This window comes from Polyangium sp. 15x6, from assembly GCF_029960785.1.
Lineage (GTDB): Bacteria > Myxococcota_A > Polyangia > Polyangiales > Polyangiaceae > Polyangium.
The window spans coordinates 41082-55457 of record NZ_JASBQE010000006.1 but is presented as its reverse complement, the minus strand read 5'-3'; the positions used below and the strand labels follow the sequence as shown (position 1 = coordinate 55457).

At 70.1% G+C, this 14376-nt stretch carries 9 protein-coding genes; 5 read left to right on the top strand and 4 right to left on the bottom strand.

All coding sequences use genetic code 11. From position 1 onward, the window contains the following. The first annotated feature begins 61 nt into the window (after positions 1-61). Positions 62-1108 carry a hypothetical protein gene (locus tag QHF83_RS06840; RefSeq protein WP_282416943.1) on the top strand — a complete coding sequence of 349 codons (1047 nt, stop codon included), beginning with the start codon at positions 62-64 and terminating at the stop codon, positions 1106-1108. Positions 1109-1260: 152 nt separating this feature from the next. Here QHF83_RS06840 and QHF83_RS06835 read toward each other — a convergent pair whose 3' ends face one another. Both QHF83_RS06835 and QHF83_RS06830 read right to left on the bottom strand, forming a co-directional pair. Continuing rightward, positions 1261-1893 carry a hypothetical protein gene (locus QHF83_RS06835; protein ID WP_282416942.1) on the bottom strand — a complete coding sequence of 211 codons (633 nt, stop codon included), beginning with the start codon at positions 1891-1893 and terminating at the stop codon, positions 1261-1263. A gap of 194 nt (positions 1894-2087) precedes the next feature. Then, positions 2088-2849, bottom strand: a complete 762-nt coding sequence (locus QHF83_RS06830) for a class I SAM-dependent methyltransferase (RefSeq protein ID WP_282416941.1) — start codon at positions 2847-2849, stop codon at positions 2088-2090. 127 nt (positions 2850-2976) lie between these two features. Between QHF83_RS06830 and QHF83_RS06825 the strand changes: the two genes are divergently transcribed. Further along, positions 2977-3474, top strand: a complete 498-nt coding sequence (locus QHF83_RS06825) for a hypothetical protein (protein WP_282416940.1) — start codon at positions 2977-2979, stop codon at positions 3472-3474. Here QHF83_RS06825 and QHF83_RS06820 read toward each other — a convergent pair. Beyond that, positions 3471-8366 (bottom strand): translocation/assembly module TamB domain-containing protein, encoded by a 4896-nt coding sequence (locus tag QHF83_RS06820; RefSeq protein ID WP_282416939.1) that lies wholly within the window; start codon positions 8364-8366, stop codon positions 3471-3473. The two genes, QHF83_RS06825 and QHF83_RS06820, sit on opposite strands and share 4 nt — an antisense overlap. Before the next feature lie 110 nt (positions 8367-8476). After that, positions 8477-9598 (bottom strand): HAD family acid phosphatase, encoded by a 1122-nt coding sequence (locus tag QHF83_RS06815; RefSeq protein WP_282416938.1) that lies wholly within the window; start codon positions 9596-9598, stop codon positions 8477-8479. Positions 9599-9728: 130 nt separating this feature from the next. On the opposite strand from QHF83_RS06815, the gene QHF83_RS06810 reads away from it, so the two are divergent. The 3 genes from QHF83_RS06810 (at position 9729) to QHF83_RS06800 (ending at position 14298) form a co-directional block, all read left to right on the top strand. Further along, complete coding sequence (locus QHF83_RS06810; protein WP_282416937.1) at positions 9729-10388, top strand: hypothetical protein; 660 nt, start codon at positions 9729-9731, stop codon at positions 10386-10388. 15 nt (positions 10389-10403) lie between these two features. After that, entirely contained in the window at positions 10404-12710 is a 2307-nt protein-coding gene (locus QHF83_RS06805; protein WP_282416936.1) for a serine/threonine-protein kinase, read from the top strand. 64 nt (positions 12711-12774) lie between these two features. After that, positions 12775-14298 (top strand): tetratricopeptide repeat protein, encoded by a 1524-nt coding sequence (locus tag QHF83_RS06800; RefSeq protein ID WP_282416935.1) that lies wholly within the window; start codon positions 12775-12777, stop codon positions 14296-14298. Positions 14299-14376: the final 78 nt, after the last annotated feature.

Sequence of the window (14376 nt, the reverse complement as noted above, 5' to 3'; positions counted from 1 at the left end):
AGCGGTCCCCACGACGCCCAAATTCCGGTAGAAGGGTCCCTCGGTTACTCGGTTACGGGGAATGACGGCGCGACCTCGTCTGCAGCGGGCTCTGCCCGGCGGGCTTCGGTTCGGGCGGGACCGCCGAGGCCCCAGGGCCAAGCGGCGCGCTTCGTTCGGGCCCACGGCGCTCGCGGCGGTGACGGGCCTCGCGCTCGCCCTCGCGACCCGCGCCGCGCGCGCGGACGATTTGCAGCAGTTCGAGCTCGGCAAGACGCGCTTCGACGCGGCCGAGTACGACGAGGCGGCCTCGCGCTTCACGGCGATGCTCGATCCCGCGCAGAAGCCCTGTGAGTCTGTCCCGACGAGCGGCACGGCGCCGTGTCGACTCACGGATCCGGACCTCATCCAGCGCGCGCGCACGCTCCGCGCGGCCTCGCTCATCGCGCTCAAGCGTTACGACGAGGCCGAGGCGGAGATCGCCACGATCCTGCGTCAAAACCCGAGTTATTCGCCCGACCCTGCGGTGTTTCCGCAGGAGGTCGTCGATCGTTTCACCGTCGTGCGTGGACGCCTGCGCGAGGAGCTCGACGCGGCGGAGCAGAAGCGCGCTGCGGAGGAGCGCGATCGGCGCATCGCGCAGCAGAAGGCGAAGGAAGAGGAAAAACGCTGGATCGAGTCGCTCGTGAAGGCGGCGTCCGAGCGGCAGATCATCGTGCAGAACTCGCGCATCGTCGCGGCGATGCCGTTTGGCATCGGCCAGTTCCAGAACGGCAGCCGGAAGCTCGGCTGGACCTTCGCCATCACGCAGGCGTTCACGGGTGCGACGACGATCGTCGCCTCGCAGGTCTTCAACTACTACGCGAGCTTCGATCAGACGCTCGCGATTAAAGCTGAGCGCGAGGAGCTCGTGCGTCGCCAGCAGATCACGCTGATCATCAACCAGGTCGCGTTCGGCCTTTGGGCTGGGCTCACCGTGGCGGGCATCGTGCAGGCGCAGATCGCGTACGTGCCGCAGAAGGTCACGATCGAGAAGCGACCCGTGCCGCCGCGCCCCGCGCTGCGCGTGGTGCCGACGGTCGCGGTGACGCCGGACGGGTTTGGCGTGGGCGTCGTCGGCGCTTTCTGATCGCTTCGACGCCGAAGGATCTCCACAGCCGATGCTCTTTTGCATCGACCGCATCGCGGTCGATGCACCAGAGGTCCAGGGCTTGCCCTGGTCCGGGTCCAGGGGCGGACAGCCCCTGGTGGGGCCCGGGGTGAAACCCCGGCGCTACGCTCTCAGGTGCTGCGGCTGCTCGTGGGCTTGACGCCTGGGGGGCCGTCGTTGTGCTCGCGGCAGCCGGTGCGCGACATCATCTTTGCGCGGAACGAGACGCGGCCGCACGTGTCGCAGACGCAGAGGTTTTGATCGTACAGGTTGCGGTTCGAGAGGATGTCTGCGGCGAACAGGCTGAGCACGATATCGCTCAGCGAGTCTTCCTTCTGCGGCCGCGCGATCCATGACACCTTCGAGCCGATGCCGAGCGGCTGCACGCGGCTCGACTTCGTTGCGATCTCGAGGAAGTTGTCTTCCGGTGGATCCGTGATGAGCCCGCGCAGCGTGAAGACCACGCGTGACCGCGCGCGGCCGAGGATCCGATCGAGCAGCGCCTTCGTTGCCGAGGGCGGCGCGCCCACGGTGTTCAGCGTGTCGAGCAGCAGCGTGCCTGCCATGGGCTCGGCGACTTGAACGGGGCGCTGCATGCGCCCGGCGCGCACGAGGTACTCCTCGATCCACGTCTTGAGCTCTCGCGCGCCCATCGCTCCGATGCCGACACCCTCGACGAATGCGAGCGCCCCGATGAGCGCGCCGCGATCGTTGTCCGCGCCGGTGAGGAGAGTCGGGATCGAGCTCGTGGACGTAGGAGGCATCGCGGGTCCTTTCAGCGACGACGGGCGCTCGGAGGGGGCCCTGCAACGTGCAGTATCGCTCTGCTTCGCGGCGGGGCCAACATCGCCGCCGGGGGGCGGGCATCCGCTGTCGGGGCGAGCGGAACCTCGAAGGCCACGAGAAGCAAAAATATCAGTGATTTCCGACCGGAACAACAGGGACGAGGACAGGCCCCTCAAAGCTTCTCGAGCGCGACGATCCAGAAACCGCCCAGGTGCCGGAGCGGGGAGTCGCAGAGCGCGTGCTCGGCGCGAACCAAGGCGCCGCGGAGGAGCGGCACGCGCATGACGGCGGCTGCGGGCGTGACGATACGCACGCCGCGCGACGCGCGGACACGCACGCCAGGCGGAAAAAGGCGGGCGGCGCCCCACGGGCTCACGAAGCGGGTGTAGACGGCGTCCTCCTTCGTGCGTGCGCTGATGGCGCCGGCTGGCAGGAAGCGCTTCACGAAGCCACGCAGGCTCACGGGGTTGTAGAGCTCGGCGAGGATCGTTCCGCCCGGACGAACCACGCGCGCCATCTCGGCGATCGCGCGCTCGAGCTCGCGGACGTGCGGGAGCACCTTGAAGGCGCAGGCGACGTCGAAGCTCGCGTCGGGGAAGGGGAGATCGGTCGCGCTGCCGACGGTGACGTCGAGACCCCGCGCGCGGGCTTTTTCCAGCATGCCGGGCGAAAGATCGACGCCGCGGGCCGTCCGCGCGAAGTCCGCGATGCGCCGGAGCAGGAGGCCCGTTCCGCAGCCCACCTCGAGCACGTCGCGGCCTTCGCCGAAGCGGCGGAGGAAGTCGATCTCGAGATCGTCGACGAGATCGTGGTAGCCCGAGGAATCCCGACCGTCGCGGCGGTCCTCGTAGCGCGCGGCGAACTCGTCGTAGTACGCGCGCGTCGCCTGGAGGTGGTCGTCGTGCGGGAGCGATTCTCGCGGCGCTTCGTTCATCGGGGCCGGTTGTAGCCCAAGGCGGACGCGATCGCAGCCCCGCTGCGCGTGTGGGGGCGTGACGCCGGTCGCCGCCGGCCCTATGGATCCCTTGCTGCCCGAACGGGCGGCCGGACAGGAGAGGACCATGAAGCCCGGCGATCACCCTGACTTCTACAAACTCGCGCCCCCGCCGGGCACGTCGCGTGAGAGCACGATCGTGCTCGATCGCGAGGGCCGCTTCTGGCACGACGGCGCGCGCGTGGACCACCCCGCCCTCGAGGAGGCGCTCCATCGCTGGATCGCGCGGCACCCGGACGATGGGCGGCTCATCCTCACGAACGGCTACGACTGGTGTTACTTCCGCGCCGAGGAGACGCCGTTCGTCGTGCGCGCCGTCCGCGTCGAGGACGAGGGGCAGAGGGCGCTCCTCGTGCTCTCGGACGGCACGGAGGAGCTGCTCGATCCGCGCGTGCTCTCGGTATCGAGCGACGGCGTGGTGATCGCGCGGGTGAAGGCGGGCGCGGAGGACGCGCGTTTTTCGCGGCACGCGCAGGCCGGCCTCGCGCCGCTGCTCGTGTCGGCGGAGCCCCCGATCGTGCGCGTGGGTGACGTGTCGGCGGAGCTCGCGACGCGCGCCGACTAGTAGCGGTACTGCCAGAACAGATCGAGACCCGAGCTCGGCTGCTGGTTGATTCCTCCGAAGCCGAACGATCCGCGCAGCGCCCAGTTGCGCTTGAAGCGCCAGTCGAGGTTCAGCTCCGTGCGGTTCTCCGTGCCCTGCGTCGTACCCGTGGGGCTCTGGATGCCTTCGAGGCGGCTCGACGCGGGCGAACCCTCGTAGCTCGCCTGCGCGGTCACGGTATCGCCGAGCTCGTAGATCACGGTCGTGCGGAGCCGGCCGGCCTCCGTCGTCCCGACGCGCGTGGACAGACCTCGGAGCGGCGCGATCTGCGACAGGATCGCGTTGATCTGCGCCGAGGCGATCTCGCCGCCCACCACGCCCGCCGCCACGTCCGTCGCGCGCGGTGACGCCTGCGCCGTCGCTTGTGACTGCGTGTCGGACTTGGACTCGGGTGATTCACCGATCAGGATCATCGACAGGATCGCTTGCTGCGACATCGGCGGGCTCGATCGGAACTTGAGCTTCTGCTCGGTGATCGGCTTCAGATCGCCGACGTAGTCCACGAACACGCGCGTGCCGTCGGGCGCGTCCCAGCGCGCCGTCACGTTGACGTAGGGGTTGCCCGCTTCTTCCGGCCGCAGACGCACGAGGCCCCGCTCGATCTCGAACTTCTTGCCGACGATCTCGAACGAACCGCGGCTGATCTCCACGTCGCCCGAGAGCCGCGTCTCGTCCGTGAGCGCGACGCGCGGCGGCGCGCTGCCGCCCGTGAGCTCGAGATCCGCGCCCATGCCTTCGATCCTGATGTCGCCGAGCTCGAACGTGATCAGGTACGCGAGCGCGTCCTTCGGGCGCTCCTCCTTCGGCGGGCCGAGCGGATGCGAGACCACGACGTCGGGGTTCGGATCGAGCGACTGCACGCCGCGCGTGCTCGACGCGGGCAATGCGAGATGAAGCCCGGGCACGCTCACCGTGAGCGACACCTCGCGCCCCTGCCTCTCCGCCGCGAGCACGATCCTCCCGTGCGCGTGCCCGAGCGGCACGCCCTCGAACGTCACGGGCAGCTCCTCGTCTCGATCGATGCGCAGCTCGCCGTGCGCCTCCTGGAAGGCGAGGCCCTTCATCTGCACGATCGCGGAACCCTCGACGGCGCCGCTGATGCCTTCGGCGCGGAGATCGTCGAAGCGCAGCTCGCCCTTGTACGTCGTGCGGATCGAGACGCGCGTGTTCTTGAACTCCTGTCCGATCTGCGGGACGTGGAAGACGCCGTTGCGCACCTCCATGTTCGCCTCGATGCGCCCGTCGTCCTCGCCGAAGCGATGCAGGCCCACGCGCAGATCGCCGTCGAGCGTGCCGTCGAGCCGCGAGAGCGTCCCGGAGACGAGCGGCGTGAGGCTCGCGAGGCGGAAGCGGTTCGCCTTGAGGAGCAGGTCCGCGGGCCGCGTCGCGTCGATCTGCGGGACGATGCCTTGCCAGTCGATGCCCGCGTATCCCGTCGCGTCGATGCGCCCGCCGCCGCGACCGACGAGCTCGAGCTGCGCCACGCCGCGCGCCGGCTTGCCCGTGCCGCCGGGGTTGCCGATCGAGAGCTCGAGCGTGGCGCGATCGAAGGACGACTGGCTGCCGAGCTCCAGGCCCGACACCTCGAGGCGCGCCGCGGCTTCGGGATTGTCACCGCGCTGATCGAAGCGGAGGACGCCGCTCACGCGGCCCGCGACGTCGCGATCCGCGAAGAACGGGATCAGCTCCAGCGGCAGATCACGCAGCGTGGCGCGCGCGCCGCCGCGGGGCTGGATGGCGCGGCCTGCGCGCAGCGCGGCGAGGTCGACGTCGACGTTCGCGTCGACCAGGGCGAGCTCGCGCGCGTCCTTGCGCACGGCCGCGCGCAACGTCGCCTTGCTCGCGTCGTACGTCGCGGTCGCGTCCACGTCCACGGGGAACGCCCAAGGGCTCGGGCCGAGCGTCCGCGCGTCGTGCGCGAGCCCGAACCCGCGCGCATTCACGCGGATCGCCGGCTTTTCGAGCGTCCCGCTCGCCGAGGCCGAGAGCGCGATCGCGCCCCGGATCGGCGGGATCGCGTCCCGTAGGACCGAGGGCAACGTATGGAACGAGCGCACCGTTCGCCGCGGGATCGTGAGCTCGGCCGTCCCGCGCGACGCGAGTAGCGAAGCGCGCCGCTTCTTCGGATCGTCGACGAGCGTCGGCAGATCGAGATCCACGTGGGTCGCGAGCTCGACCATCGTCGACGTGTCGAGGAGCGACAGCGTCACGTCCGTCGCGCCCGTCGCGCCGTTCAGCGAGCCCGAGACCGCGACGTCCATCGAGCGCGACTCCCATGCGGGTTTGTCCTCGCCGAACCCCACCGGCCCCGCGACCACGAGGCCGCGCGTGCGCACGTCGAGATCACGCACCGACACGAACCGCTGCCCGGCGGGCCGCTCGATCGCGAAGCTCGTGCCGAGGCGGCCCGAGACCTCGCTGAGGACGAGCGCGACCGGCAGGCGCTGCGCGATGCACCGCAGATCCCAGTCCGGCGCGTCCACGCGCGCCGAGCCCGTGAGCCTTGCCCACGTCGCCGGATCCAAGAGCGGCCCGCGCAGATTTCCTTCGGCGCCGGAGATTCGCACCTCCGCGATCGAACCGTTGCACGCGTCCTCCGTGCCGGACTTGTCGCGATCGACGAGGCGGAACGTGCCGTCCATCGTGGCGCGCGCGTCGTCGAACGTCGCCACGAGCGAGCCGCTCGCCCCCGTGATCGGCAATCCCCCGGCCGAGAACGTCCCGTCCTCGACCTGCAGGTGCACGTGCCCTTTGCGCCCGTCCTTCGTGCGCGTGAGCGCGACGTCCACGTCCGCGAGGCCTCGCAGGTTTCGATCGAGATCCAGCAGCCGACCGAGCCGACCGAGGTCCACGCCCTCGCCCTTGAGCTTGCCCGTGAGCTCGCGCCCGTCCACCGCGAGCGTCCCTCCGAGCGAGCCCACGCCCGGCCCCTCGGCCGTGAGCCCCTCGATCGCGAGCGCTCCGCCCTCGAGCGCGACGCGCTTCGCTTTGCCCTCGATCCGTTCGCCTTCGCGCGACAGCCGCAGCGCCACCTCGCGCGCGCTCTTCTCCTTCGTCTCGATCCGCGCCGACGCTTCGAGCTCGCCCACGTCGCCGCCTTCGAGCCGTGCTTCCACCTTCGGCGCCGTGACAGGACCACGCACGTGCGCCGTCACCTTGTCCGCGCCGCGCCCGCCCGCGAAAAATCCTTCGCCTTCGAGCGTGGCCTCGACGTCGAGTTTTTCGAAGGGCCCGCGAATGCGTCCTTCCACGCGACCTCGTTCGAGCGACACGCCGCCCTTCGCGTGGAGCTCGTACACCGAGCCCGTGGCACGCGCGTCGATCTTCCCCTCCTGGATCGCGCCCTTCACGTGCACGCGCGCGCTGCCCGTCGCGGGACCTGCGAGCCGCGGCGCCGATTCGAGCGACGCGACGAACGTCTCCGCCTCGAATCGCACGGCGCCGCCCGGGGTCACGACGAACGAGCCGGACGTCGGCGCGCCCTGCTCGTGCAACGTCACGCGGCCTTCGAGCTCGCCGTGATCGTAGACGAGGTGCACGTCGGCCGCCGGCACCGGCTGCTCTTGCACCACCATCGGCTCGGTCCTCGCCTCGGCCACGAGCCGCAGCCCGGGGTCCGTATCGAGGACGAGCCGCGCGTTCATGTCCACGTTCGCCTCGGGCAAACCGTCGACGAACATGCGCGGATCGACGTCGTCCGCGGTCACGTCGAGCGCGAGCCGCGCCCCGCGCGATACGTCGAGCTTGCCCCGCAGCGCGACCGACCCCGGCGATCGCTCCGCCGGCGAAACATCGAGCCGCCCCTCGACCTCGAATGAGGGCGCGTCTCCTTCGAGCGTGATCTTCGCGGAGACCCGCTCGCGCAGGGGCAAACCCGGCGCGAGCAGCCGCAGATCCGCGGGCTCGGCGCGCGGCAGCTCGACCGCCGCGGAGACGTGCGCGCCTTCGAGCGAAGCGCGCGCCAGCACCTCGACCGGCCCCGCGTGCCCGGCGAAGCTGCTCCACATCCGCATCGACGCTGCCGTGCTCTGCGGATCGGGCGCCGCGTTCGTCGTCGTCGCCTCGGGCGGCGTGTCGACGTGCAGGTGGTAATCGACCGTGCCCGCGAGCGGCACGTGCGCGAGCGTGCGCTCGCGAATGCCCGTCTGCTCCACATCCACGGCGAGCCCGCGCGGCGTCACGTGCACCGACGCGAGCAGGCGCGTCACGTCCGCGTCGAGCGCGCGCGGAGGCGCCACCTGACCACGCACGTGCGCGTGGCCGATCTCGATCCGCTCGAGCGCCACCGTCGTCGGCTGCTCGGCCGCTCGATCGACTTCACCGGGCTTCTTGGGTTTCTTGGGTTTCTTCGGCGTCGGCCGCGGGATGAACGCCGTCTCGATCCCGAGCCGCTGATCGGGCCCGCGCTCGAGCATCACCTCGGCCTCCTCGATGCGGATGTGGGGGAACACGAGCTTGCGTTCACCCGTGCCGAAGAGCGACGCGCGGGCAAACCCGAGGAGGTCGAAGCTGCCGTGAATGTTGTTCGCCCGGATGATTTCCGTGCCGCGCGGATCGAGCGTGACCGCCGATCGGACCGACACCTCGTCGAGCGCGAGGTGATCGATCTCCGCGATCACGATCTTCCCTTCGAAGAGAGAACCGAGCGCCTGGTTCGCCACATCGCGCGCGAGGCGGCGGAACGGGCCAACGTCGAGGTGGAGCCCCACGGCGGCTACGGCGGATCCGGTGAACACCACGAAAAGCCCGAGCGTGGCGGCGCCCGTGGCGAGCGCGCGGCGCACCCGCCCCGGCCGCCGCGGCGGCGCGGCTTTCGGAAGGGAATCACGATCGGCCGGCGCGCTCGGGGCCACGGCCGTAGCATAACGAATTACCGCCGGGTTTCACGGCCGGCGCGCCCCGCAGTTTCATGCTTTCGAGGACGGGCGGAAGTCCGCGGAGAATCACGATCCGCCCGCGGCGATCATGGGCAGAGGCTCGGCAGCGCTTCGGCCTCGGCGAGGAGCTCCGTGTAACTCTCGATCCTGCGCCCGCCGTGCACCGTATCGTCGAACTCGATGAACACGCGCCGCTCGTCGGGCTGCACCATCGCGTTGAAATAGGCCGCGGCGTCGGTGTCCGTATTGCCGAAGGCGTAGGTGGGGACCATCCCTTTTTGGGCGAGCATCGAGAGCTCGCCGGTCTTGTAGCTCGAAGCCTCGCTCCCGAGCGCGCCCGACTTCGTCAGCGTCGTGTGCACGATCCCGTGCGGAAAACCGTTTTGGTCGAGGAACGCCCGCGTCCGCGCCCCGAGCCATTCGGGCCGGGCGGTCATGTAAAACGGGTGATAGCCCTTCGAAACGAGCACGTCGAAGAGCTTCGCCGCGTCCTTTCGCACCTCGGGCAGCTCGCCTTGCGCGAGCGCGACGAACTCCTCCGTCTCGTAGGTCGTCAGCGTCCCGTCGATGTCGCTCACGAAGACCGGCGTCCCTTTCGGCACGACCTCGATGAAGAGGTCCGTCGTCGAGAGGTCACCCTTGACAACGAGATGAACCCTGTGTCTGCCGAGCCCGAGGGCCTTCTCCTCCGGGATCTGGAAGTAGACGCGCCCTCCCGTGTCCTCCACGCCCTCGACCGCCTGGTGCTCTTCATCCTCGGTCGTCGTCGCGGTCCCGAGGTGCTCCCACGTGCCTGCGCAGTCGCGCTGCACGTACACGTCGACGTACTCGCCCTTGATGTCGTCGTCGAAGGTGCCGTACGAGAACTTCGCCAGGATCCACTGCGGATCGCCGGGGTTCAGGAAGAGATCACGCCCGCGATGGTTCGGGTCTCCGATCGGCGGGATGATCGCGTTCCAGTCGATGGCCTCTCCCGGCGGCGGGGGAGGGGCATCGCAGGCCGGGATCGGCGTGCACCACGCCCCCGGCACGCTGCCCGATCCACCGCCGCCCGTCGCATCGCCGCCTGCGCCGCCCGCGCCGCCCGAGCCCCCGGAGGCGCCCGCGCCCGTCGTGGCGCCGTTCGTCACGACATCGACGCCGCCGCCGCTTCCACATGCGGCCATGCCCACGATCCCCGCCAAGAAGAAAGCGAACGTTCCACGCATGCCTCCATTGTGACCCCGATCGATCCGCAGAAGAAGCGTGTCGACGCGCTGCGTCCTTCATCGCCGCGACCCTGGCGTTCGCGCCCCTTGCGCGGACGAGCGCACCTCTGCGAAGGTTCTAACCCCCCGTATGCCCAAGCCTGATCCCCGCGTCCTCGCCCGCACCGCTGGAAACTATCTGAAAGAGCACCCCGAGGAGATCGTCCGCGCCTTGCGCAGCGCCCTCGGCCTGCGCGCTTCCATCCCCATGGATGCCCTGCGTTACCTCGCGCGCGAGTTCGTTCCGGACAACAAGAAAGCCCCGAAGGACATCGTCATCGAGGCCGCGCCGCCCGGCGTCCGCGTCGCCGCGACCGTCGACGCCATGGGCACGCCGCTGCGCGCCTCGCTCATTCTTCACATCGAGGAGATCGACATCTCCCTGACGGAGATGCGCATCGGGGTCCGCATCGAGGGCCTCACCCTCACCGTGCTCGGCGACTCGAGCTCGCCCCTCGCCGGCCTCTTGAAGTCCGGCGCGCTCGATCTGTCGAAGCCCGGCAACCTCGTCGCCTTCATGCCGAAGCGTCCGCCCATGCTGGTCGAGGCCAAGGACGATCGCCTCACGCTCGATCTCATGAAGGTGCCCAAGCTCGCGGAAAACCCCAAGGTTCGTCGTTATCTCTCGATCGCCCTGCCCGTCGCCTCGGTCCGTGCGATCCGTACCAAGGACGATCACCTCGACGTGCACCTCAAGGCAAACCTCGGCGGACTCCCGCAAGCGATCGCTGCGGCGCGGCAAACGGTTTGATACACTGACCCGCGAATGCCGCCGCCTCCTGGGCAAGACCCGTCCGCGCTCTCCTTCATGATGCTCGCGGAGATCGCGGCCGGGGAGTCGGCGAAGGTCGATCTCTGCCGCGTGACCCACGGCCCCGCCGAGGGTCGCCTCGTCGCCGTCAAGCGCCTCCACCCGCACCTCGCCAGCGATCCCGCGTTCGTCGCCCAGTTCCGCGACGAGATGTGGATGACAGGCGCGCTCCGGCATCCGAACGTGGTCGAGGTCGTGGGCTGGGGCAGCGACGATCAGGGCCTCTACCTCGCCGTCGAGCTCGTGCAGGGTGTCTCGCTCGCGCGGCTCATGAAGACGATCTTCGACACGGGCGAGGCCTTCACCGAGCGGATGGTCGTCTTCCTCGCGCGGCAGATCTGCCGCGGCCTCGGCACCGCGCACGCCCTGCGCGCGCCGAGCGGCGAGCACATGAACCTGGTCCACCGCGATCTCACGCCCGGCAACGTGCTCTGCTCGTTCCAGGGTGACGTGAAGATCACCGACTTCGGCCTCGCCAAGGCCAAGCAGAGGCTCACGCGCACGCTGACGGGCATGGTGAAGGGCCAGCTCGAGTACATCTCCCCCGAGCAGGCCACGGGCAACAACATCGACGCGCGCGCCGACATCTTCTCGCTCGGCGTCATGCTCTTCGAGCTCTTCGCGGCGCGCAGGCCCTGGGTCGCGCCGAACGACATGGAGCTCGCGCGCCTGATCATGACCGCGCCGCCGGCCGATCTCTTCAAGCTCCGGCCGAAGATCGATCGCGAGCTCGTCAGCATCGTGAGCAAGTGCCTCGAAAAGGATCCGAAGGCGCGCTTCCAGTCCGTCGTCGAGATCCTCGCGCGGCTCGACGAGTGGCTCAGCGCGCACGGGTACATGGAGGACAACGAGGAGGCCCTCGGCCGCTTCGTCCGCCGGAACGCGATGCGCCAGATGGCCTGGTTCGAGCGCGTGATCGCGAGCCAGACGCCCGAGGTCAAAAAGGAAAAACCCCGCCCGCCCACGTTCACCGGCGGCTCGGTCGTGGCCCCGCTCCCGAGAGACCCGCCGAAGCGGAGCGATTCACCCCCGCCCACCGAGCGCCCGGGCACGAAACGATCGACCGGAGCCAATGGCCCGCCGATCCCGGACGCGAACGAGCTCGCCGACGACACGACCGCCGAGGCCAAGGTCACGCCGCGGCGGATCGGCACGCTGCGCAACGCCCCGCGCATCGCCGATGGACGCGGCACGGGCGAGGGCGAGGTCGACTGGGGCGAGGAGGTCCCGACCCTCGTCAAAGGCACGCCCGAGCAGCTCGCGATGCTGCGGCAGCAGTTCAAGGGGGGCAAACCCTTCGATCCGAAGCTCGTCGCCCCCGACGTCGCCGCTGCGCGCCCGGCGCCCCCGCCCGAGGCCCCCGAGGACAAACGCATCGCGCTGCCGAGCTTCGCGACCGTCATCGAGGGCAAACTCCCCGCCGCGCCGAGCCGCCGCGATGATCCCGCCGACAGCGAGGATCTCGACGATCCCACCGCGCCCATCGGCGACATGCTGCGCAAGGTGCGCGCCGCGACGGCCGCGCGCGCCATGCCTCCGGCGCCGCCCGGTCAGATCGTCCCCGCCGATCCCTCCGTGCCCTTGCCGCCCGTCACGGCCCGCAGCGCAGGCTCGGCGCCTCCGCCCCCGCCCACCGGCGAGCCGAGCGGCGAGGATCGGCTGCGCGGCGAGGCCGAGCGTCTCTCGCTCGAGGCCATGCGCCTCGCCGAGGAGGCGAAAGCCGCGTACGCGCGCGCCGAGCGGAAGGCCGCGCTCGCGAAGGCCACGAGCGACGCGGCCGCGATCGCCGCGGAAGCGCTGCGGATCGGAAAAACGCAGGGCATCACGGACGGCCTGCGCCGGCTCGAAGTCGCGCTCGCGATGGAGCGATCGGCCCGCGCGACCGAGGGCGCCGCGGCGCAGACCGTGAGCGTGCCGCCTCCGGTGCTCGCGGCCATGGCCCCGCCTCCGATCCCGCCTGCGGCGCAGATCCCGGCGCTCGCCGCGGCGATTCCGTCCCCCTCGGCGCCGCCGATCGCGGGCCCTTCCATTCCGGCGCCGCCGCCCATTCCGCCCGCGCCGCCCGTGCCGGGTCGTTCGGTGCCGCCGGGCGCGACGCGCCTGCCGGATCGGCATGCTTTGCCCGCGCCCGAGCTCGACCCCGATGCGTTCACCACGCGCCTCCGGCCGCGTGTGCTCGGGCTGCAGACCCCGGTGCTCGTCGCCATCGGCGTCGGCGTGGTCGTCCTCGTGCTCGTCGTGATCGTGATCAGCTTCTCCTGACGCGCCGTGGCGCGAGCCTTCGGCGCTTGATCTCGGAAGCGGCCTTTCGCTACCGTGATCCGCGATGAGCAAAGACGAAGAATGGGTCATGATTGCCCTGGACCCGAAGATGTCTCGCCGCCAGGGGATGCCGCCGCAGCTCCCCATTCCCAAGAGCGAGTTCGAGGGTCTGGCCGACAAGGGCCTGTCCATCGAAAACGCCCGCAAGTGGATCAAGTCGTTCCTCAACGACTCGCCCGCGGGCAAGGATGGCAACTGGCGCAAGAAGAACAGCCAGCTCGTCTCGGCGCTGGAGGTCTTCCTCGACAAAGCGCCGCTCCTCGATCGCGCCCAGAAGGGCTTCGCCGAGAACGACTTCGAGAAGGCGCTCTCGGCGCTCAAGCGCATCGCCTCGATGGATCCCGACGATCACGCCGCGCGCCTGAACCTCGCCGCGGCGCAGACGGCTCTGCGTGATTACCCGGCCGCGCTGAAGACCTATCAGTCGATCCGCAAGACGTTCGAGGGCGACGCGGATTATCACGTCGGCCTCGGCCAGGTCCACGCGACCATGAGCAACAAGGACGCGGCGATCGACGAGTTCGTCCTCGCGCTCGAGGCGCAGCCCGACTGCCAGCCCGCGCTCGACGCGCTCGCCAAGCTCGGTGTCCTCGTGCCCGTCTACGAGAACCCGCGCGACGCCACCTCGCTCACCTACGTGCGCAGCGACAAGGTCGACGAGTACCTCGCCTCCGTGTGGGACGCCGAGGCGCGCGACGCCGCTTATTACCTCGAGCAGCTCGCGTATCACGAGCGCGAGGCCCGCCCGATCGTGGTGCTCGCGATCGCCGAGCGCATCATCAAGCTCGGCGACGCCGCCTCCGCCGAGCGCGGCGAGCTCGCGAAGATCGCGGCCCTGCGTGACCTCGGCCGTCGGGACGAGGCCCTCGCGGCGGCGAAGGCGTACGTCGAGAAGGCGCACTCGGCGGGCGCGTACGTCGAGCTCGGGCGCTCGCTCGCGGCCGCGGGCAATACGGACGAGGCGCGCGCGGCGCTCGACAAGGCGCTCGAGGCGGATCCGGGCGATCTCCTCGCGCTTCAGTATCGCTTCTGGCCCGCGGACGCGGCCACGAACATCCAGGGCGTCTCGAACGCGATCCCGGCGCTCGCGGCGTTCGCCGAGGCGCACCCGAACGCGGTGGGCGCGTGGCGCTCGCTCGCGCGGGCGAAGATCGCCACGGGCGCGAAGGACGAGGGCATCGACCTCCTCAAGAAGGCCGTCGCGCTTCGCCCGGAGGACGACGACCTCCGCGCCGAGCTCTGGACGCACCTCGGCAACGAAAAGCGCTATCAGGAGATCGTCGAGGACGCGGGCAAGCTCGAGAACCTGGCCAAGCGCGACTGGAAGCTCCGCTGGAACGAGGCGGAGGCCTATCTCGGCCTCGAAAAGAAGATCGAGGCGCGCGGCGCGTTCTCGGCCATCAATTTCGACGACTCACTGCACGTCGACATCCGCAAGCGCGCCAAGCGCGCGGTGAAATCGATCGACGAAGGCCTGACCCTCGGCGGCGTGATGTCCAATCCGGAGACGCCGCCCGCGGCGACCTGATTCTCGGCGCGAACGAGAAAAAGGCGCGCGCCCGTGAAAAGGGCCCGCGCCTTTTCCTTTTTGTTCTCCGCTCGACGC

Excerpts from the sequence above, each read along its gene's own strand:
- QHF83_RS06840 (WP_282416943.1), top strand. The coding sequence starts at position 62 with ATGACGGCGCGACCTCGTCTGCAGCGGGCTCTGCCCGGCGGGCTTCGG.
- QHF83_RS06835 (WP_282416942.1), bottom strand. The coding sequence starts at position 1,893 with ATGCCTCCTACGTCCACGAGCTCGATCCCGACTCTCCTCACCGGCGCG.
- QHF83_RS06830 (WP_282416941.1), bottom strand. The coding sequence starts at position 2,849 with ATGAACGAAGCGCCGCGAGAATCGCTCCCGCACGACGACCACCTCCAG.
- QHF83_RS06825 (WP_282416940.1), top strand. The coding sequence starts at position 2,977 with ATGAAGCCCGGCGATCACCCTGACTTCTACAAACTCGCGCCCCCGCCG.
- QHF83_RS06815 (WP_282416938.1), bottom strand. The coding sequence starts at position 9,598 with ATGCGTGGAACGTTCGCTTTCTTCTTGGCGGGGATCGTGGGCATGGCC.
- QHF83_RS06810 (WP_282416937.1), top strand. The coding sequence starts at position 9,729 with ATGCCCAAGCCTGATCCCCGCGTCCTCGCCCGCACCGCTGGAAACTAT.
- QHF83_RS06805 (WP_282416936.1), top strand. The coding sequence starts at position 10,404 with ATGCCGCCGCCTCCTGGGCAAGACCCGTCCGCGCTCTCCTTCATGATG.
- QHF83_RS06800 (WP_282416935.1), top strand. The coding sequence starts at position 12,775 with ATGAGCAAAGACGAAGAATGGGTCATGATTGCCCTGGACCCGAAGATG.